The 21,507-nt window shown below is 34.6% G+C and carries 15 protein-coding genes; 13 read left to right on the top strand and 2 right to left on the bottom strand.

Annotated features, from left to right (window positions below; genetic code table 11):
* Positions 1-5 precede the first annotated feature (5 nt).
* From BN2628_RS09660 to BN2628_RS09600, 13 genes are all read left to right on the top strand, one after another.
* Positions 6-920, top strand: a complete 915-nt coding sequence (locus BN2628_RS09660; RefSeq protein ID WP_055097010.1) for a DUF1735 domain-containing protein — start codon at positions 6-8, stop codon at positions 918-920.
* A gap of 38 nt (positions 921-958) precedes the next feature.
* The gene (locus tag BN2628_RS09655) at positions 959-1,972 is read left to right on the top strand and encodes a hypothetical protein (protein ID WP_055097007.1); all 1,014 of its coding nucleotides are present in this window, start codon (positions 959-961) and stop codon (positions 1,970-1,972) included.
* A 10-nt stretch (positions 1,973-1,982) separates the two neighbouring features.
* Complete coding sequence (locus BN2628_RS09650; RefSeq protein ID WP_154668444.1) at positions 1,983-2,984, top strand: hypothetical protein; 1,002 nt, start codon at positions 1,983-1,985, stop codon at positions 2,982-2,984.
* 17 nt (positions 2,985-3,001) lie between these two features.
* Positions 3,002-3,865, top strand: a complete 864-nt coding sequence (locus BN2628_RS09645) for a VOC family protein (RefSeq protein WP_055097003.1) — start codon at positions 3,002-3,004, stop codon at positions 3,863-3,865.
* 42 nt (positions 3,866-3,907) lie between these two features.
* Complete coding sequence (locus BN2628_RS09640; RefSeq protein WP_055097000.1) at positions 3,908-4,945, top strand: aldo/keto reductase; 1,038 nt, start codon at positions 3,908-3,910, stop codon at positions 4,943-4,945.
* 50 nt (positions 4,946-4,995) lie between these two features.
* Positions 4,996-5,553, top strand: a complete 558-nt coding sequence (locus tag BN2628_RS09635; protein ID WP_257606448.1) for an alpha,alpha-trehalase — start codon at positions 4,996-4,998, stop codon at positions 5,551-5,553.
* A complete protein-coding gene (locus BN2628_RS09630) occupies positions 5,526-6,548 on the top strand; it encodes a trehalase family glycosidase (protein WP_055096995.1) in 1,023 nt (340 codons plus the stop codon). The genes BN2628_RS09635 and BN2628_RS09630 overlap by 28 nt, the downstream gene beginning before the upstream one ends.
* A gap of 35 nt (positions 6,549-6,583) precedes the next feature.
* Positions 6,584-7,396 carry a hypothetical protein gene (locus BN2628_RS09625; RefSeq protein WP_154668443.1) on the top strand — a complete coding sequence of 271 codons (813 nt, stop codon included), beginning with the start codon at positions 6,584-6,586 and terminating at the stop codon, positions 7,394-7,396.
* 63 nt (positions 7,397-7,459) lie between these two features.
* Positions 7,460-8,344, top strand: a complete 885-nt coding sequence (locus BN2628_RS09620) for a T9SS type A sorting domain-containing protein (RefSeq protein ID WP_055096991.1) — start codon at positions 7,460-7,462, stop codon at positions 8,342-8,344.
* Positions 8,345-8,591: 247 nt separating this feature from the next.
* On the top strand, positions 8,592-11,588 hold the full coding sequence (locus BN2628_RS09615) for a sialate O-acetylesterase (protein ID WP_082430156.1): 2,997 nt from the start codon (positions 8,592-8,594) through the stop codon (positions 11,586-11,588).
* A 172-nt stretch (positions 11,589-11,760) separates the two neighbouring features.
* Entirely contained in the window at positions 11,761-12,627 is an 867-nt protein-coding gene (locus BN2628_RS09610) for a DUF4886 domain-containing protein (RefSeq protein WP_044225862.1), read from the top strand.
* Positions 12,628-12,969: 342 nt separating this feature from the next.
* The gene (locus BN2628_RS09605; protein WP_257606447.1) at positions 12,970-17,040 is read left to right on the top strand and encodes a hybrid sensor histidine kinase/response regulator transcription factor; all 4,071 of its coding nucleotides are present in this window, start codon (positions 12,970-12,972) and stop codon (positions 17,038-17,040) included.
* 241 nt (positions 17,041-17,281) lie between these two features.
* The gene (locus BN2628_RS09600; RefSeq protein WP_044225861.1) at positions 17,282-18,574 is read left to right on the top strand and encodes an acetylxylan esterase; all 1,293 of its coding nucleotides are present in this window, start codon (positions 17,282-17,284) and stop codon (positions 18,572-18,574) included.
* 78 nt (positions 18,575-18,652) lie between these two features.
* Here BN2628_RS09600 and BN2628_RS09595 read toward each other — a convergent pair whose 3' ends face one another.
* Positions 18,653-19,471: an alpha/beta hydrolase gene (locus BN2628_RS09595; protein ID WP_044225860.1), complete on the bottom strand. Its 819-nt coding sequence runs from the start codon at positions 19,469-19,471 to the stop codon at positions 18,653-18,655.
* A complete protein-coding gene (locus tag BN2628_RS09590) occupies positions 19,468-21,438 on the bottom strand; it encodes an NPCBM/NEW2 domain-containing protein (RefSeq protein ID WP_044225857.1) in 1,971 nt (656 codons plus the stop codon). The genes BN2628_RS09595 and BN2628_RS09590 overlap by 4 nt, the downstream gene beginning before the upstream one ends.
* Positions 21,439-21,507 lie beyond the last annotated feature (69 nt).

Below are 21,507 nucleotides of genomic sequence, written 5' to 3'. Positions count from 1 at the left end.
GGAATATGAAAAAAATCTTTATAGCAATAGCCATGATCTCGTTTTTTTTCGGATGTAAATATGATGATGATTATTTAAATCCGAAGTTAGAGACAATGGCTTATTTTGCCTCGAAAACTGAATATACTCGATCTGTAATCGTAGGTGAAGGTATGCAGTTTCGGATTGGTGCTGCGATGTCTGGTGTTATTGAAAATACGAGGAATGAGACGGTCGATATGATTATCAACAAAAATGCAGCTTTGTCAGAAGGAAAGACATTGTTGCCTGATACATATTATAATTCGTCGGAATTGTCCGGTACTATTCAGGCGACAATACCCGCTGGAGATTTCTTAGGCTATTTTACAGTTCGGATAGACTCCATAAATTTTCTTTCCGATGCAAAGTCGTTGACTGGAGAATATGCTATTCCGGTAAAAATTGTCGGGACATCTTTGGAATCGGTAAATGAGGAGCTAAGTTTTATACAGGTTTTTGTAAAATATATGTCTACAATTGATGGTTATTATCTTTATCGTTCCACAGTAAAAAAAGAAGTGGCAGGTACCATTGTAGAAGAAGAAACTATAACTGAGTCTTATCCAAATGAATCTGATAATAGTACATTCAGGTTGGAAACTAAGGCTCCTTTTACCGTGAGTGTAACTCCGGCTGTTAGTTCTTTTATGAATGGATTAAAGTTCGATTTGACTTTAAATGAAAAAGATAATACGGTTACTATTGGAACTGTATCAGGTTTTCCTGAAGTAGTTGCTGATGGGGAGAATGTATATAATAAGAAAACTCGGGATTTTGTTTTGAATTATAAATATACTGAAAATGGAACCGTTTATCATGTTTCTCAGGAACTGATTTTTAGAAATAGAATGGTTGATGGAATAAATCAAACGAGAGAATATCTTAGTTATTTTAATTGAAGATAATGGTACTTTGTAAGAAAGGAGAGTAAAAACTCATGAGTAAGATATTATATATAGTTTTTAGTATTGTTATAGCTGGATTTGGAGTAGTATCATGTTCTTCAGGGGGAGATGAACCTGGTCATATTTCTGGAGGGACGGAAAATAATGGTGGAAATAATACGGAATCTTCAAGCGATACGGTTTTGGTTTTTCAATCTGGTTTTGAAGGGAATACTCGTATAATTCAATATGGAGAGTCAACGAATGATAATATCATAGGTTTTGACCCCAATTTAGAATACAGCAATTGGAATGATTTGAATAATAATGAGATACGTACTATGTATATTAATTATGCCGGAGGCAGTAAGGCAATAAGAGGGGCTGAGATTGTTCAGGATCCTATCAATCCCGATAATAAAGTCTTAAAATATTGGATGAACAATTATTGGGCGACATCTGACGGTCAGGAAAAAGCTCGGGTACAATTGGAACTCTATGATATAAAAGACGGGTATAAGGAGTTTGCTCAATCGGTAAGAATATATATTCCTGAAGATTTTCGTTCGATATTAAAAGGTTATTCAAAAAGTATTACATGGTTTACTATCTCTGAATTCTGGAATAATGCAGCTTGGGTAGAAGATTATGGATTTCGGGTTTCGTTAGGAATTGGTAGAGATGCAGCTCCGAGTAATGATTATTATTTCACTTTAGGAGCAGAAGATGATGGGTTTAAAGGTGTGTGGACAGCTACTGATAAGAAAGTAAAGATACCGTTTGGAAAATGGTTTACTATGTATTATTTGTATAAAGAAGGAAATAAAGAAACTGGACATTTTTACATGACAATAACTCCGGACGGGGAGTCGGAGCAAGTTGTATTTGATATACATGATTTTACGCATTGTACAACAGATCCTTCGCCTAATGGTCTGAATGCATATAATCCAATGAAAATGTATACATCGAAAGAATTGATGCAATATGTTAATTTGAGAGGGAAAACTTTAGAAATTTTCTGGGATGATTTTAAGCTTTGGAAAATAAATAATACTAAAAAGTAAAAAGAGCCTTATGATAAAAAGGAATAATTGGTATAGAACGTGTTTGATTTTTTCTATGTTTCTAGGAGGCTGTAATTTGATGGCTCAGAGATCTTCTTTATTAATAGCTGATTTTGAGCATCAAAAAGAAGTTGAGGCATTGCCCTCAGATATGGAACTGATTTTTCAATCTGGATTTGAGGGTAATACTAAAATTGTTTCTCGAGGGGTAGATGATGATATTGTGGGTTCCGATCCTAATCTTCCGAAAAGTGATTGGGATGCGTTAAAGCGGGACATAATGAGTATTGTTTATTTTAATTATACAGGAGGGGATGCATCGAAACGATATGCAAGAATTGTTGATGACCCTACTAATCCTAAAAATAAAATCCTCCATTTCTGGCTAAATGATTATTGGTTAGCATCAGAGAATCAAGAAAAAGCCCGAGTTCAATTAGAATTCCATGGTATTAAAGGAGGGTTTAAAGAGCTTTATCAATCTGTGAGGGTATATCTGCCGGAAGATTTCAATACTGTAAAGGAATATCCTAAAGCCTTGGGTTGGCTGACTATTGCCGAGTTTTGGAATAATGAATGGTGGAGTGCCGGAGAGGAGCATGGATTTCGTATGTCTATGGGCATTGGAAAAGATGCTGGGACTGTTGAGCATTTGTTCATTACTTTAGGTTCTGAGAATGCAGGATTTAAAGAAGTTTGGAATGCTACCAATCCGACAGTAAAAGTTCCTGTTTGCAAGTGGTTTACACTTGAATATTATATAAAAGAAGGGAATGCTGACAATGGGCGTTTTTATTTAGCTATAACTCCTGATGGAGAAGAAAAACAAGTAATATGTGATGTTCATAATTTTACACATAATACCAGCGATACTAACCCGGACGGTATTACTGCTTATAATCCGATAAAGTTATATACTTCGAAAGAATTAGTCAGTTTTATGAAGTCAAAAGGTAAAACTCTGCAGATTTATTGGGATGATTTGAAGTTGTGGGTGCCTAAAAATCAGTAACTTTTATTTAATGTAAGATGAGAAAAATAATAACATTATTATTTCTGTTTTTCTTTTTGGTGGCGAGTCATGCCCAGGGTGTAGAACGTCCGGCTTTATACGGGATAGCTAAAATGACATATCGTGTCAGTGATTTCAATTTAGCCCAAAGTTATTATGGAGAATTCCTGGGATTTTCGAAAGCTTTTTCATATTCTGGAAAGGAAGGTACGATTGATTCATATAAAATAAATAATCGGCAGTTTTTGGAATTTGTAGAAGACAAGGATGCTCCTCTTAAAAAGAGGCTTGTTTCTATATCTTTTGAGACGGAGGATGCCCAGAAGATGCAAGAATATCTTCTTTCAAAGGGAGTAGTATTAGATAGAAATGTGTATATAGATGGCGCTGGAAATAAAGTGTTACTGACACATGACCCTTCCGGAATCCCGATAGAGTTTATTCAGTATATGCCGGAGTCGAAACATATGAGAAGTATGGGACGATTTTTATCTTCGGAACGAATAGCAACTCGTATACATCATGCCGGTTTATATTGTATGCAGATGTCGGAAAATCCTGAATTTTACACCCAAATCTTAGGATTTCAGCTTATCCTTCGAATACCGGAAGATAGAAATGTAGAACCTAAATTACTTTATTTCAGAATCCCAGAAAGTGCAGAAATGATAGAACATTATCCGTCACCGGATGTGAATTTTAATCATCCGTGTTTTATTACGATGGATATGCAGGAGACATATTCAATTTTACGTACCAGAAAAAAAACAGAGGCTTTGCCTCCTCCGGGAATGGGTATGGGTAAACGTTGGTTGTTGAATATTTGGAATCAGGATGGAACAAAGGTTGAGTTTACAGAACCATATATATCTATATTTTAAAAGATATTTTTCGGTCGTTAGAAATTAGAAGAAAAGAGATTTATGAAAAAAATATCGAGGAGAGATTTTTTGAGAGCTTCTGCCGTTATGGCGTCAGGTTTGATATTATCACCTGAAGAGGCATTGGCAAAAAAAACAGGAACTTCAGACAGTGTAAAAGCGATATCAAATGAGAATGAATGTATTTATGATGCAAAAGGTTTGCCCACTGTTGTATTAGGTAAAACCGGTGTTACTATTCCTCGTATGGCTTTTGGTTTAGGAAGTCGTTTTTGTACAATAAAGAGTGAGGAAGAGGCCGATAATATATTGAGAAAAGCTTTGGATAACGGGTTGTATTATTGGGACACAGCCAGTGTTTATTCCAATGCTGATGGGAAAATTATTAGTGAGAGTCGTATAGGAAATGTAGTAAAAGAAAATAGAAAGCGTATTTTTTTATCGACGAAAATATCGAATCGTGACCCTTATGAGGCGATGAGAAGTATCGAGTTAAGTATGAGACGAATGGAAACGGATCATTTTGATATATTGATGGTTCATGATGTTCACTCACTGGAAGATAATAAGAAAATTCTTGAAAAAAGAGGCTTGCTGGATATTTTGTACCGGATGAAAGAAGAAAAGGTTACCCGATTTATTGGATTTTCAGGACATGCTGACCCTAAAGCTCTTACAGATATGGCAGAAAAGGGAAATTTCGATACGATGTTATTTGCAATGAATCATTGGCCAGGAGGAAAGGATAACTTATCTGACCGCCAAGAGCAGGTAATTCCTGTAGCTCAGCGTAAAAATATGGGGATTATGCTGATGAAGGTGATAAGACCGTTAGATACAATAAAAGGTTTGAATGCAGATGAACTTGTGCGTTATGCATTGTCTTTGGATGGACCTCATGGAATTACAGTGGGAATGGATAGTATGAAGGTTCTTGAAAGTAATTTGAGAATATTGAAAGAATTTAAACCGATGAGCAGTCTTGAAATGGAAAAAGTTGAGATGGCTCTTGCTCCCTTTTTTCATCATGAGAATTTGCCTTGGATGAATGAAGATTATTTTGATGGCTTTTGGTCTTAATTTTTTTGTAAATGGATATGTTGGATAAGTAAAATTAAGGAAGGAGTATTATGTGTGTGAGATTATGGCTTCTTATTTATTCTATGGTATTTTTATTTTCATGTTCTCAGAAGATGAGTAGTGATGTAAAACAGGTACGGGGATTTATTCGTAGTTCATGGGAAAAAACAGTAAGGAACAATCAAGAAGGGGATAGTACGCTGATAGGATTGCCTTATCCGTATACAGTACCTTGTATAGATGAGGGTTTTCAGGAAATGTATTATTGGGATACCTATTTTATCAATGAAGGGATGATTCTTGACGGACATCTTGATTATGCGAAAAATAATGTGGATAATATGCTGTACATGGTCGATAAGTTTGGCAAAATGTTGAATGGTAATCGGACTTTCTATCTGAACCGTTCTCAACCGCCATATTTGAGTATGATGGTAGCTAGGGTGTATCAGGAAAATAAAGATAAACAGTGGTTNGTTTTCAGGAAATGTATTATTGGGATACCTATTTTATCAATGAAGGGATGTTTCTTGACGGACATCTTGATTATGCAAAAAATAATGTGGATAATATGCTGTACATGGTCGATAAGTTTGGAAAAATGTTGAATGGTAATCGGATTTTCTATCTAACCCGTTCTCAACCGCCATATTTGAGTATGATGGTAGCTAGGGTGTATCAGGAAAATAAAGATAAACAGTGGTTGAAAAAAGCATATGAGACATTGAAGAAAGAGTATAAATTTTGGATGACAGAACGTATGAGTCCGGTAGGGTTGAATCATTATGATAATTCAGCTACTCAAGCATCGATAGATTCTTTTTTATATGTCGGAAGTGAACGTTTGGGTACTGATTTTAGGAAAAAGGGATTAACGGATGAACAATTGAATTTATTGGGTCGGAACTTGTTGGCTGAGTGCGAATCGGGTTGGGATATGAATCCTCGATATGAAATGCGTTGTCTCGATTTTTGTCCGATAGATTTGAATTCGAATTTATATTTATATGAGAAGAATTTTGCCTATTTCACTGGTGAACTGGGCATTACCGATTCTTCAGAAGTTTGGTTAGAACGTGCAGCTCATAGGAAAACTTTGTTAAAAAAGTATTGTTATAATGGTTCTGACAAACTTTATTATGATTACGATTACGTAAATGGTCGGCAATCCGATATTGTATCAGCCGCAATTTTTAGTTTGATGTATGCAAAAGTGATTGATCAGTCTGAGGCAAATGACTTAATAAAAGCACTGGAAAAATTGGAATTTGAGTATGGTATTTCCACCTGTGAGAATAGAGACTATCAATATTTTTATCAGTGGAGTTATCCTAATGGTTGGGCTCCATTACAGTATTTGGCGGTCAGAGGGCTTGATAATTATGGATTTAAAAATGAAGCTCAGAGAATTGCCAGTAAATACGTAGATATGGTAACCAATACTTATAAGACGACAGGGCATTTATGGGAAAAATATAATATCCGTAAAGGTAATGCCGATGTCCGTAATGAGTATGAAATGCCGACAATGCTGGGGTGGTCGGCGGGGGTATATGTTTATCTGACAGACTATCTGAATGATGGTTTCAAAGTTGAGAAATAAGAATATTAGTAATTGACCTTATAATTCTTGCAACTATGATGAGAGCAATTTTTTCATTGCGATTTATTATGTTAATATGGATAGGAATATTTTTTCATCTTTCGTTTGCACAGACCGATGGTTGGTGCCTTACTCGTTTTACAAAAGATAATACAACCAGTAGTACTGAGTTGGAAGTCGTGGATAATCCGGTGAAGGAAATTGGGATAAATGAGTCGAGCAAAGTATTAAAGTTGAGTAATATTGATAGACGTGGATGTATTTGTTTGAATCTGACAAGGTATATCGGTGATGCAAAAGATCGTATTACTGATATAGGAAAATATGACAGACTACGGTTTAAGTATTATATAGTTAACTCTTTTTATCCTGATTATAAAGTTCGGATACGGATGGACGATGGAGTAGGAGATGTAGTTGATGCTCAATGGTCGAATACTGATAAAAATTGGAAAACAGCAACTTTTAGTTTCCCCAAAAATTCAGAAGCAACTTGGATACAAATACAGACTTATTATACATCGATTGGTGTATGGGATGATCAGTTTCCCGGGATGGAAATATATCTTGATGATATAGAATTGTTAGATTCAGATTGTGATGCTACACCTATAGACGAGAATAAGGAGAATGATATAATTTTTTGTCAAAAAGCTCGGAATTTAATAGTAAAGAATCTGCAATCCGATACTGTTGTTTCTGTCTATGATATGTTTGGCAAAATACTTTGGGCTAAGGGAGGGGATGATTATGAAATAAAATATGATTTCCCCAAAGGTGGTTTGTATGTAGTGGCAATAAGAGACAAACGAGAAGTTTATAGTCGAAAAGTTCTGATTAGTGATTAGATATAGAGAAAAAAATTGATTTTTATTAACCCGGTACTGTAAAGTACCATAAATTTTATTATTATGAAAAAGATTTTTTTACTTTTTGCATGTATGACTGCAATGGCAGCTTATTCCCAGTCTTCAGTGATGGTGGCTAATTTTGAAGATGATGGTACCGATAGAATGTTTTCTGACAGAATAAAGGAAGATGGTATGACATTGATTGACACGAGTGTAGACAACCCTCTTCAGAATGAAAGTAATCCATCAAGTAAGGTGATGTCTTTAACTGAAATCCAAGGAGGAGGGCAGACTCGTATTGGTTTTGCTGGTCAATGGACAGGAAGTACATATGAATTATTTTCAGAAGATAATCAAATCTTATTGGCTGTTGATGGAAATATTATTTATGATGTGATTCGTATGAAGGTATATGTTGAAGGTGAAAATATAGAACCTGATTGTATTAAGGGCTTCAGGGCATCATTGTTTGATTATTCAAGTCGGGAAGATAATAATAAATTTACAGCAACATGGAATAATCCGGAATATTTGGATATGACAACAACTTGGCCAGATTGGAATGTAGCTACCATTAAGTTAAAAGTAAATCCTGGAAATTCTGGACGTATGGTACTTGCTCCCTATTTGAAGTGGGAAGGCGTGGCAGATGGTGTTACTATATACATTGACGATATCGAATTGTTGAATTCTGCAGACCTGCCATCTTCAATTGAAATTGAGAAAGCTGAAAAATTGGATTACGTAGTTAATGGTAAAGATTTGGCTGTTATGAATCTAAGACAAGGAGCAACAATGGCTGTCTATGATATCAGTGGTAGAAATGTAATGACGACTACTGTTGATAGTGATAATGTACATTATACTTTTACATCTGAAGGTATTTATATTGTTTCTGTAAATAATGGTAAAAATATAGTGACAGAGAAAGTAATAATAAAATAAATATAGAAGATTAAAAAGCGTTATACCGGATTTGGGCAGAATATCCAATAAGTTGTTGATTATCGGATGCTCTGCCCGAATTTGTTTTAGAGGTTAAGTCTTTATTTTACCCATTAGTGTACATACTTAAATAATTTATGTACAAAATTTAATATCCTTTTGTTGATTATTTAAGTCCTTTGTTATATAGGAAATTTAATTTAATAATTTATGTCTTGTATGTAGACATTTAAAAATCTATTATCCCATGAAGAAAATTTTTTTACTTTTCTTGTCTTTATTCATGTTTGCTTTATTAGTACATGTGCAAGTTCAAAATTTGGTATTTGCCGATTTTGAGAATAAAGGAACAGACCAGTGGTGTGAGAACCGTATAACGAGTGACGGTTCTGTTATTGCGATTGTAGATAATCCGTTAAAAACGGAGCGGAACAGTTCGGATAAAGTGTATAAAATCTCAGATATTGTTTCTGCGGGGGCTATATGTCTTGACTTACGGACCTATTATTCGGGTGGATATCATGATTTACCAGAAGAAAGTATAATAGATATATTTAATTCTAATGGTACGCTCAAATATGATAAAGTTTCTATCAAATATTATGCAGAAGGAAATGTAACCTATAATTCTTGTATTTCTAATATCAGTATGAAAGAACCGGAAGGTGCAAAAGTTACATTGACAGGAAAAACTTGGAATTATACGTTAGAACAAACATCCGGACAATCTTGGACTGATTGGAATACAATTACATTCGATTTGTCAGATTTAAAGTCAAATCCGGACCGATTACAATTTTTTACTTACCATGTAGGTTGGGGCAATCCGGCAGTAACGGATGTGAATATTTATATAGATGAGATTGTGTTTCATGAGGCAGAGAAGGTAGATCCTCCTTTAATTGTTGTTACATCAAAATTGAATTTCGCTGATTTTGAGGGTAATGGTATAGACCGCTGGTGTGAGAACCGTATAACGGAACAGGAAGATGGCAAGGCACCTAAAATTGCGATTGTAGATAATCCGTTGAAAACAGAGCGAAACAATTCAAATAAAGTAATGAAATTAACCGACTTTAATAATGCTGGGGCTATTTATTTGAATATGACAGCTTATGGAAATGCAGGAACTCCGTTAGATGAAAAAGACCAAATTGATTTGGCAAATGAAGACCGTTCGGCTTGTAAATATACAAAAATGTCAGTTAAATATTATATAAAAGGCAATTATACACCAAGTTATTTAGACCAGATAAAAATACAGTTTTTGGAATATACAGCGGCACAATCGGGTAAGATTTGGACATATCCATTGGAGAAAACGGCAGGGAAAGACTGGACTGATTGGAATACTGTAACTTTTGATATAAGTAATTTTAGTTATAAGTGTAATCGAGTGCAATTGTTATCTTATTATGTAGGTTGGAATTTGTCTGTTCCTATTTCTGATGTAGAAATTTATATAGATGATATAACGTTTTTTACTCAAGAGGAAATTCCTCCTGCTCCGGATGCGGCTTCCATAATGATTGGTAATTTTGAAGGGAATGGTACAGACCAGTGGTGCGACGGTCGTTTAGTTAAAGATAATGATGCCTGTACGACAACCTATGAGATAGTAGATAATCCCTTAAAAGAGGAAGGAACGAATGAGTCGGAAAAGGTGTTGAAAGTATCGAATGTCAATATGAAAGGTATGTCTGCGTTGAATTTGACTCGCAATGTAGGCGGAATAGACCAGATAAAATCTAAAGGATATACGGCATTGAGAATGAGGTATTATATTCCTAGTACCAAATATCCGGATATGTGTGTATTATTGAAACCTGATGGTGCTGAACCTCGTTATGAAGGAAAATGGTCCGACCGGATTCGTAGTTGGCGAACTGTGACTTTCAATATTGACCCTAATACTGATGCTTCATGGCTACAATTATTTTTGTATTATTCAAATGATGTGGACTTAGATAATGTTTTATTGGAAGATTTGGATATTTATCTGGATGATATAGAACTTCTTTATCCTGAAGGAAAGCTTAATGGAATATCGGTAGATGATGCGGCTATTACGACATTTGACCCGGAAGTAATGACTTATGTTTATAATTTACCATATACGCAAGAGGTAGGGAATATTCCTGAAGTTACCTATACTTTGGGGTCTAGCAATCAGACAGTAAATATTGTTAGAGCCACAAATCTGGCAGGAAATGAAGTAGAAAGAACAACTGTCTTGAAAGTGATGACAGACGGGCAGGAAACTTCTCGATATAGAGTAGTATTCAATATCATGCCGAAAATGGATATTTATCTGTGTTTAGGTCAATCTAATATGAATGGTTATGGATATTTTGCTCCGGAAGATGATGGAGTAATAGAAAATACTTATTTGTTTAATTCAGATAATGTTTTTGAAGAAGCAACTAATCCGTTTAACAGATATTCTACAACAGCTAATACGCAAAGTCGTATTAGTCCATCTTATGGATTCGCTAAAGGTTTAATCGGTAAAATTGATTGTCCGATAGGTTTGATTGTTAATGGAAGAAATGCATCTGCTATCGAACAGTGGGAAAAAGATTATACTGGAAATGCGGAACAATTGTATCAACGGACTTTAGAGAGGGCTAAAGCTGCTCAAAAATGGGGAGATATAAAAGGTATTATTTGGCATCAAGGGTGTAGCAATTCAAATGATCCGGAGGGCTATAAAAATAAATTAAATACATTAGTGACAGATTTCAGAACGGATTTAGGAGATGTGGATAATAGCCAGATTTTCTTTATTGCCGGACAATTAGGAGCATGGCGGAGTTCTGTCGCTGCATTTAATCAGATGATAACGACAATTTCTACATTTGTTGAGAATGCAGATTGGGTATCATCTGAAGGTCTGACTCCTTGGAAAGATGAGAGTGACCCTCATTTTGACCGTGAAAGCAACGTTTTGTTAGGGGAACGCTATGCCGAAAAAGTGATTGCTAAATATTATGCAGAGCCTACTTCGGTAAATAGTTCTTCAGCAATATCTGCTAATATATATGTTGCCGGTAAACAGGCAATTATATCCTCAGCCCAAACAAATTCTGTATTTTCTGTATTTGACATTTCCGGCAGGAAATTGGTAACTAAAAAGATTCCGGAAGGCAGTGCAGTTGTATATACTTTTGATTCGAATGGAGTGTATATGGTTACATTGGAAAATGGAACTCAAGTTATAAAGAAAAAAGTGTTGGTGAAATAAGAATATTCAGGGAGATGTTAGGAAGACATTATTAAGAAATAATTTGTTCCCAAACTATGAAGAGAGAACGAAAGATCTATGATTTTTATAAAATAGGGAAATTGTAGGTCTTTCGTTTGTATTCAAAGGGAAATAATAGTGAAGATTATAGAACTTATAAGAATATTGCTAAATGAAAAGTTTGAAGTTGATTGTACTTGTTTTGCTGTTAGTATTTATAATACCTGGTTTGGGCGGATTTTCTGAATTAGCGGCAAAGAAAAAAAATGTAATAAAAGTTCTTTCTATAGGTAATAGTTTTTCGGAAGATGCTGTGGAAAATTATTTGTACGAGTTGGCAGAAGCTTCAGGCAAAGAAATAGTTATAGGAAACTTGCTTATTGGGGGGTGTACGTTAGAGAAACATTTGGATAATGCTTTGCATAATGCCTCAGTTTATGAATATCGAAAAATTGATAGAAAGGGCCGTTATATAAGGGATAAAAATAAATCGATGAAATCAGTATTAAAAGAAGAAAAATGGGATTATATCAGCTTTCAAGAGGCCAGCCCGTTTTCTGGTATAATAGATAAGTATATGACTTTTCTACCATCTTTAGTTGAGTATGTAAAGAAAAATGTCCGGAATAAACGTACAATTTATATGCTTCATCAAACTTGGGCTTATGCCAATGGTTGTAAGCGTGATGGATTCCAATATTATGATAAAGACCAGATGAAGATGTATAATGCTATTGTTGATGCTGTGTGGAAAGCTGCGGATGAGGTAAATATAGAAATGATTATACCTTCAGGAACGGCGATACAAAATGGGCGAACAAGTTTTATTGGGGACAATTTTTGTCGGGATGGATTTCATTTGAGTTATGATATAGGACGTTTTACAGTAGCCTGTACATGGTTTGAGAAAATTTATGGAATTAATGTTATAAATAATTCTTACATGCCTCAAAATATAGATAAAAAAAGAGTGGAAGTTGCTAAGAGAGCAGCGCACTGTGCAGTTTTGAATCCACGAAAAATTACAAATATCCGATAGTAATGGTGGTATAGGGAAATATATCCATTTATATAAGGTTATGTTAAGGCAATATGCGTTTTGTACATATTGCTTTTAGTGTTATTATTCTATTCTCAAAAAATATTTATTTTGGTATGTAGTTTTATTTATGTTTAGATTTAAGGGGAAATTAACGAATAATTTTATGAGAAATTAAGTTTTAGTTTTATTTTTACATAAAACTTATGATTGTAAGACCCGGAAATTAGATGAATCAAATATATTGGTATTTGTGAGGGAAATGATCAATTAATTTTTTCTAATACCTTAATTCCCTAAATTTTTATGCTAGGTAGAAATATTATAATAAAAAATCCTTTGATGAGAAAATGCTATTTTGTTGCATGTATTCTTCTATTATCTTTTTGTGAGATATGGGCAATTGATATATCTCGATATAGATTCCATACGATTCCGGCTACCCATTATTATCATGGTATTATGGGAATTACAAAAGATAGTATTGGACGTATCTGGTATAATGGGCGGGATGCATTGTTTATGTATGATGGAAATTCGTTCAATCAGATGGACCGATATGTTGCTCGACTTTTCCCTCGTACTCCGTGGACTTATAAGACGGTATTTACAGATAAAGATAAGCGGCTTTTTGTCGTTACGGACCAAGGTTTATTATTATTTAATTATAGTACATCACAGTTCAGTCAAATTATCGATGGAGATGTAAATAATTCTGTAGCACAAGAGGCTGATGGCTTGTTGTGGATGTTAAGAAATGGAAGAATTGAGTCTTTTTTTTATTCAGAAAAAGCTCAAGTTACGGTTTATCCATATCAAGCAAAGAAAGGATTGTCCGGATTAAGCCATATAAATGGATATACATATTTTGCTGATGGAGACAATATATATAGGTTGAATAGAAACATGAAAAAACCTCAATTATTTGCTACTTTGAATGAAAATATTAGATATATGAGGCAGATGATTGGTTATCAGGGTGATTTTTTTGTATTGACAAATCCGGGTTTATATCGATTAGATAAGAATGGAAATATCAAAAAAAAATATACGATTAATAATGAAATACCAAGTGATTTAAAGTATTTATATGTAGACGAATATGGAATTTTATGGGTCGCTACTCAAAATGGGCTTTTATTGATTGACCCCCGAACAGATGAATTGGTCCTTTTACAATCAAAATTGGGAGATATGTATTCTCTACCCCATAATTCTATTTGGTCTATTTATCCGGATGCTGACGGAGGTGTTTGGATAGGTACATTTGGAGGGAAATTAGGTTATTTAAATTTTATAGAAAGTCATATTATATATAAAACTCAGTTATATGGCCAATTGAATAATTCTATTGTTAGTTGTTTTGCTGAAGATAAAGACAATAATTTGTGGATAGGTACTGAAGGTGGTGGAATAAATGTGTGGGATAGGAAAAATGATACTTTTTCTTATCATACCCATTCAGATAGTGATGGTATAAATTATGATTTGATAAAGGCATTATTTTTTGATAAAGGTAAAGAAAACATACGGATTGCTGCTTATAATGGGGGAATCATGGAATATAATATGTCTACTGGCAGATTTGGAGATATGAATATATATGACCCTAATAATTATACTCAGCAAATGAGTGTATATGATTTTGCGTTTGAAGCTGATTCGGGTATTTGGGTTTCGAATCCGGAAGAAACCCTTTATTATAAGGACTTGAAATCGGGAAAAGTCAGACAAATTGCTCTAGTAGATGTTAATGGGACGATTTTAAATGATATTTCTATCGAGCGAATATATCGGGATAAACGAGGGAAAATATGGTTATTCTCTCATCGTGGGATATATGTGATGGATGTAAAGAAAAAGAAAATTGAAAAACGATATTATATTAAAGATGTCCCTTATTCTGTTAATAATTTGGTGTGTTTTCGTAAAACTAAAAATTCAGAACTTTGGGTAGGAACAATGGGTGGGGGAATAAATATCTTAAAGCCTGATGGAACGTATGAAAATGTGGGAGTTGCCCAAGGTTTTATTCCTAAAATTGTTTTTGGTATTGTAGAAGATATTTCATCAAATAATATTTGGATGAGCACGGATGATGGAGTGTATTATTATGACCGGGAGAAAGCTCTTTTTAAAAAAGTAGATATTTTTGATATGGAAAGGATTGGTTCTTTTTATCCTAAATCGTGCTTTAGAACAGCTAAAGGTGAAATCGTTTTTGGTGGGACGAAAGGTTTCGTACTGTTTGACCCTCATAATATCCATCAGAACATGCAGGAGCCAAAAGTATTTTTTACAGATTTTCAAATAAATAATAATAGCATAAAGCCTGGAAATAATACTATTTTGAAACAAGATATTTCAGTTATGGGAGTAAATCGGCTTTCGGATGACCGTATTACATTATCTTATGACCAATCGCATATACGGGTATATTTTTCGTGTGATAGTTATTTGAACTCTTCTAAAAATAAGTTTGCATATAGATTGGTGGGAGGAATAGGATATGGAGACTGGCAGATATTACCTTCAGAACAAAGGTTTGTACAATTTTCAAATTTGACTTCTGGCTCATATACTTTAGAAGTTAAGGCGGCAAATAATGATGGAGTGTGGGGAAAACAGGTATCGGCTTTGAATTTTGAGATAAAACCTGCTCCATGGTTTTCACCTTGGGCACTTATTTTTTATTTCTTTCTTTTTGTTTCTTTTGTTGTTATTGTATATAAGTTGTATGCTAATAAAAGAATTTTTGATCATCGGCTTAAATTAGAACAGATGAAGGAACAAAAGATGAATGAGCTGATACAATTAAGAACAGATTTTTTCACGAATATATCACATGACCTTAAAACTCCGTTAACATTGATTGTAAATCCGCTGAATCAGCTGAGAAATGCACTCCCTGATGATTCGTCAGGTGTGAAATATGTACATCTGATAGAACGGAATGTCATAAAGATACAGCGGATGATTAGTCAATTATTGCAATTTAGAGAAATAGAAAGTAAGAAAATTACATTAAATCCGCAACAAGGAAATTTGGTAAAATATATTAGAGATATATTTTCTTTGTTTGAACCTTATGCCGAACGAAAATTTATAGCTACGAATTTTGCAACGTTTAAACAAGATTTAGTCGTTTATTTCGATTATGATATTGTTGAGAAAATATTATTTAATCTTATTTCAAATGCTATTAAATATTCTCCGGAAGGAGAGGCTGTTTCCCTAAATATAACTTTAGCTTCTGAAAAGGATGTCGTTTCCTTAGAAAAAGTGTATTCGATTGGAAAAAGTGATGTTGATTATGTTTCTATTGAGGTTATTAATACGGGAGTAGAGATTGATGAAGACCAAAAGCATAGGTTGTTCAAGTCATTTTCGAGATTGTCCGATAAAATTCCGGTTTTTGAAAGCAGTACGGGGTTGGGGCTTTCTATTGTGAAAGAATTAGTCGAAGCATTGAACGGTAATATTATTTTAGATTCGGCAAACAAAAGAGTCTCTTTTCGCATAGTTATACCCTTTTCTAAGGTACAAAATAAAAGCATTGAAGATAAGTCATTTACCTATGACTATACTCTGTCAGAGCTGAAAAATATAGATGTGAATACAGAGGAAAATGTTGAAGGGTCGGGGCGTGATAAGAGGAAAGCTTATGATATCGTCATTGTAGAAGATAGTGCCGATTTAAGAATATATATGGAAAAAAAGCTTTCTGTATATTATAACGTTTATATTGCTTCAAATGGGGAGGAAGGAATTAGTTTAGTTCATCGGATAAATCCACAGGTCGTTATAACGGATTTAATGATGCCGAAGATGGATGGGTTTGAGCTTTCTAAAATAATGAAATCAGATATAAAAACAAGCCATATACCCATTATTATTATATCAGCCTTGGGAACTTTACATAAGGTTCAAAGTTTGAAAGATGGAGCAGATATTTTTATAGAAAAGCCATTCGATATAAATTTTCTGAAAGAACAAGTAAAAAATCTGATAAAGAGTCGGGAGTTGCTAAAAGAGCGTTATAGTAAAAAGATTGTGGCAGAACCATCTCGAGTGACGTTTTCATCCATTGATGAGGATTTATTGAAAAAGGCAATCGGATTTGTAGAAAAAAATATCGATAATCCTGAGTATAATGTAGAGTCTTTTGTTTCAGATATGGGAGGAAGTCGCACTTTATTATATCGAAAAATTAATGAAATAACAGGGATGAGTATCAAAGAGTTTATATTGGACATGCGCCTTAAGCGGAGTGCCCAACTTTTGGAAGACACACAGATGACAGTATCGGAAATTGCTTATCAAGCAGGATTTAGTGATGCCGGATATTTTAGTGTATGTTTTAAAAAGCATTACGGTATATCACCTACAGAATTTAAGAAGAAAAATAGTTGATGAGATAAGATATAGATCAAATTAAAGGAGGGTTGATGATATTGTAATATGAAAAAATCACCAACTCTTGCTTTTATGAGATATAAAAGTTATGGTTGTACTAAATCAAATTATTTGTGTACGAAATTAAATAAGAAATTTCTATATAATCTCAATATTTGTATAATATAATTTTAGACATCCATATTATAAAAAGATGTGTATAGAAATTCGTAATTAGTATAAATTTTATTTTGCAACCATGAAGAAGATTTTATTATTATGTTTCCTGCTAATAGGGACAACTATTGCATTAGCACAACCTAAAGTACAATTAATTCAAGTATCCGTGTCTCCCGATAATCCAGACTGGTTATATAAAATAGGTGACAGGGTAAAATTCAATGTCGTTGTTTATAAAAATAATGTACCTCTTTCGAATGTTGAAATTAGATATGAACTTTCGTATGATATGATGAGTCCTTTTAAGAAAGAGAACGTAATATTGAAAGGGGGAAAGAGAGAGATAGATGCTGGTACGATGAAAGAATCGGGTTTTCTACGTTGTATTGTTAAAGCTTTTTATGATGGGAAAGAATATACCGGTCTTGCAACAGCAGGATTTGAACCTGAAAAAATCAAACCGACTGTTAGCTATCCAGATGATTTTCTTGATTTTTGGAATAAGGCAAAAGCCGAGAATGCCAAAATTCCGATAGACCCTAAAATGATTTTATTGCCTGAGCGGTGTACCGATAGGGCAGATGTTTATGAAATATGTATTCAGAATTATAAGTGGGGTTCTCATTTATATGGTATTCTTGCAATTCCTAAGGCACCGGGAAAATATCCGGCATTGTTGAGAGTGCCCGGGGCTGGAGTTCGTGCATATAATGGAGATGTTTACAATGCATCGAATGGAATAATTACATTAGAAATAGGAGTTCATGGTATTCCGGTTACGATGGAAGAACAAGTTTATGAGGATTTAAGAATGGGGGCATTACGGGAATATTTTTATTCTAATTGGGACGATGCGGATAAAACATATTATAAGCGAGTTTATTTGGGTTGTATACGGGCAGTAGATTATATATTTAGTTTAGATAAATTTGATGGAGAAAATATAGTAGTAGAAGGAGGAAGTCAAGGGGGAGCTTTAGCAATTGTTACTGCAGGGTTAGATAATCGTATAAAAGGTCTAATTTGTTACTATCCGGCTCTTTCCGATTTGACAGGATATTTACATGGTAGAGCTGGAGGTTGGCCACATCTGTTTAATGGTAATGTCTCTAATTCTAATGTATTGGACCAAAAAGTAAAAGTGGCATCATATTATGATGTGGTAAATTTTGCGCGTCAAATTAAAGTTCCGGGATTTTATTCATTTGGTTACAATGATATGGTCTGTCCTCCGACAACTGTTTATTCTGCAATAAATGTAATTACCGCCTCTAAAAAGTTGCTTATTATTCCCCAAACCGAACATTGGACTTTTCCGGAACAATGGCAAAAGGCAAATAACTGGGGAATGAAATTGTTGAAAAAGGAATAATAAAAAAAATAAGATAGCGGACTGGCATAAATACTCTTCAAGTATTTTGGTTTCTTTGAGGAGTATTTGTAATGACACTTATAAATTTTCTAATGTGTTTGATAACCAATATTTTAATGATGTTAGCATGGGATTGATATATTTAAAATTTTCATTAAACGCAAAGCCGTGGCCACCCTTTGGATATATATGCATCTCAGCAGGAATACTATTTTTTAATAAGGCTTGATAATAACGAATGCTGTTTTCTGGGGAGACAGTTTTATCATCATGGCACAATGTGATAAATGCAGGAGGTGTTTGAGCATTTACTTGCAATTCATTGCAATATAGATTGACAAGCGTTTTTGATGGATGGTCTCCTAATAGTTGGTGATAGGATCCAAGATGTGTTATTGTTGTATCCATTGAAATTACAGGATATAAAAGTATTTGGAAAGCTGGACGATTTTGGATTGTGTGGCGGGTCGATAATGTGGAAGCTAAATGCCCTCCTGCGGAAGAACCCATAATCCCAATTTTATTTATGTCGATATTCCATTCTTTAGCATGGGATATGATAATTTGCGTGGCTTTTTGGACATCTTGTAAGGGGTATTTATGTTGCCCATTAGGTAAACGATATTTAAGGACAATTGCAACCAATCCTTGATTGTTAAACCATGGGACATATGCATTACCTTCTTTGTCCATTTCAAGATACTTATAACCTCCACCAGGACATATGATGACTGCTGCTCCATTATTTATTGGGGGAAAATATACATGGATGAAAGGTATATCGACGTTAGAACTATCTGGGATTGGTTCATACAATGGAATCTCTATAAAATTCTGGGCCTGAAGAGCTATTGTACCCAATGTGAAGTAGAGCAATGAGAAGAAATATGTTTTCATTTGTACGGAGTTATTTTAATGAATATTGTGCCATGTGACGGGACATTCGCCGTATACTCGTTGTCAAATATACCCATATTCTTTTGTTCCCATAAATTACGGACTATTTGCTTTCCGGAAATGGAGAGTTCATCCCATGTAATAGATATAGGCTGTTGTTCTTCTCCTAAATTAAATAGCCCTATAGCCCAGGAGCCATCATTAAGCGGGCGGGCCCAGACTTCAATTTGTTTTTCTTTATCGAAATAAACCCTATGTCCTTGTATTCCTGCAGGATCTTGATTGACTGTAATTACTTCGTTATTTTTTAATAAATTTAAAGTAAAGTCGTCTATAAGTCGCAAATCACATCCGATGAGAAGTGGTGCAGCCAATATACTCCATAAAGTAATGTGTGTATATTGCTCGTTAGGAGAAAGTCTGGTAGTCCGTATTTCATCTCCCCATCCGACTTTGCCTACGATTAGCATATCAGGGTCGTTCCAATGTCCAGGTCCGGCGTAAGGTTGCCACTTGTCTTGCAAAAAGCCAATAGTCGTCATACTACACCAGGAGTCATGAATATCTCCCGTTGTTCTCCATACGTTAGTTAGTTCTGCCCACTTATTGGCAAGTTCAAAAGGCGCTGCATTGGAAATGCTGAATACAATATCTCGCCCTGAATGAGCTAAAAGCTTTGACATTTCACTTGTATTTTTCACATCGTTTGTAACCCAATCGTATTTTAGGTAGTCAAAGCCCCATTCACACCACTGTTTTACATCGTTCTCTGCAAAAGAATATGCTCCGGTTCGTCTCCCAGGTTTATTTATTTTTCCGTCAGGCGTGTCGGCACTTCCGCCTATATATCCGGCAAAAGTTTGTACCCAGGGAGAAGAATATATCCCTATTTTAAGGCCCTTTTTATGTATGTATTCTACTAAATTTTTCATGTCTGGGAATTTTTCGTTAGGCATTATGGCATTATATTTTCCTCCCCGTTTTCCTTGCCAGCCATCATCGATGTTTATATATGTATACCCATATTTAGGCAATCCCAGTTCGACCATTGCATCTGCAATTTCTCGTATTTTTTTGTCATCTATATCTGTTCCGAATACATTCCAACTATTCCATCCCATTGGAGGTGTAAGTGATATTTCATTTCCGGATTTTATAGTTATGTCATGGATATCTTTACCATATTTATTTTCTGCAGTGACAGTTATTATGTATTCTCCGATGTTAGGAGCTGTACCTGTTATTATTCCTGTTTGTGCATCTAAATGCAAACTTTTAGGAAGATTTTTAGCTGTTATATTGAGGGGACGTTCTCCAGAAATAGGTAAATTGAAAAGGAAGGGATTTCCTGGCCGTGCGCCATGTATGTATGGGGCATTTATACGAGGAGTTTTCGGTTCTGGAGGAGTAAGTATATATTCGGCTTCTTTAGGCCGTTTTATTGTATATGGGGTGTCTCCATGAAAAACAAAGCGGGCATTCACCCAGTCGGTACGGTCTCCTGAAATTCCGTCACCACAATGGTCAATACAAAGTATGAGTGATTTTATTCCTTTGGTATTTACTTCTGCCTTGAGGGCTTTATCGCCACCATGCATAATCCCACTTTTCCATAATACCTTATTATCTCCTATAATGATAAATTCTGCAGAGGCTTGTGCTAATTCGTTTTGGGGTGCAGAATCATCTATACCGACCATAGTAGAAAAATGTTCCGTTTTCCCATCAAGATTTATGCGGAGTATTCCGGATGCATGAGTCCCTACTCCTCGTTTGAAGGTATCTCCGGCAATGATTAGTGGGGTTTGCCACATAGACTGGTTACTACGTGCTATACCGGTAGCTTGATCAGCATTTGATACATCTAATTCGTCGAGCCAGACAGTTTTTGTTCGTGTATGGCAATTGGAAAGGATAAATACTAATAATAAAAAGAGAAAAGAAAGATAACTTGGCTTGTTTTTCATAAGTAATATTTTTTGATGTTAAAGGTACGAAAAAGTTTATTTTTAAATTAAAAATGACCGGAGGTGAGT

This window comes from Gabonia massiliensis (assembly GCF_001403595.1).
GTDB lineage: Bacteria > Bacteroidota > Bacteroidia > Bacteroidales > Coprobacteraceae > Coprobacter > Coprobacter secundus.
This window is presented reverse-complemented; position numbering and strand designations above follow the sequence as displayed.

Bases quoted from the DNA above. Each gene is read 5' to 3' on its own strand.
- BN2628_RS09660 (WP_055097010.1), top strand. From the start codon at position 6: ATGAAAAAAATCTTTATAGCAATAGCCATGATCTCGTTTTTTTTCGGA.
- BN2628_RS09655 (WP_055097007.1), top strand. From the start codon at position 959: ATGAGTAAGATATTATATATAGTTTTTAGTATTGTTATAGCTGGATTT.
- BN2628_RS09650 (WP_154668444.1), top strand. From the start codon at position 1,983: ATGATAAAAAGGAATAATTGGTATAGAACGTGTTTGATTTTTTCTATG.
- BN2628_RS09645 (WP_055097003.1), top strand. From the start codon at position 3,002: ATGAGAAAAATAATAACATTATTATTTCTGTTTTTCTTTTTGGTGGCG.
- BN2628_RS09640 (WP_055097000.1), top strand. From the start codon at position 3,908: ATGAAAAAAATATCGAGGAGAGATTTTTTGAGAGCTTCTGCCGTTATG.
- BN2628_RS09630 (WP_055096995.1), top strand. From the start codon at position 5,526: ATGGTCGATAAGTTTGGAAAAATGTTGAATGGTAATCGGATTTTCTAT.
- BN2628_RS09625 (WP_154668443.1), top strand. From the start codon at position 6,584: ATGATGAGAGCAATTTTTTCATTGCGATTTATTATGTTAATATGGATA.
- BN2628_RS09620 (WP_055096991.1), top strand. From the start codon at position 7,460: ATGAAAAAGATTTTTTTACTTTTTGCATGTATGACTGCAATGGCAGCT.
- BN2628_RS09615 (WP_082430156.1), top strand. From the start codon at position 8,592: ATGAAGAAAATTTTTTTACTTTTCTTGTCTTTATTCATGTTTGCTTTA.
- BN2628_RS09610 (WP_044225862.1), top strand. From the start codon at position 11,761: ATGAAAAGTTTGAAGTTGATTGTACTTGTTTTGCTGTTAGTATTTATA.
- BN2628_RS09605 (WP_257606447.1), top strand. From the start codon at position 12,970: ATGAGAAAATGCTATTTTGTTGCATGTATTCTTCTATTATCTTTTTGT.
- BN2628_RS09600 (WP_044225861.1), top strand. From the start codon at position 17,282: ATGAAGAAGATTTTATTATTATGTTTCCTGCTAATAGGGACAACTATT.
- BN2628_RS09595 (WP_044225860.1), bottom strand. From the start codon at position 19,471: ATGAAAACATATTTCTTCTCATTGCTCTACTTCACATTGGGTACAATA.
- BN2628_RS09590 (WP_044225857.1), bottom strand. From the start codon at position 21,438: ATGAAAAACAAGCCAAGTTATCTTTCTTTTCTCTTTTTATTATTAGTA.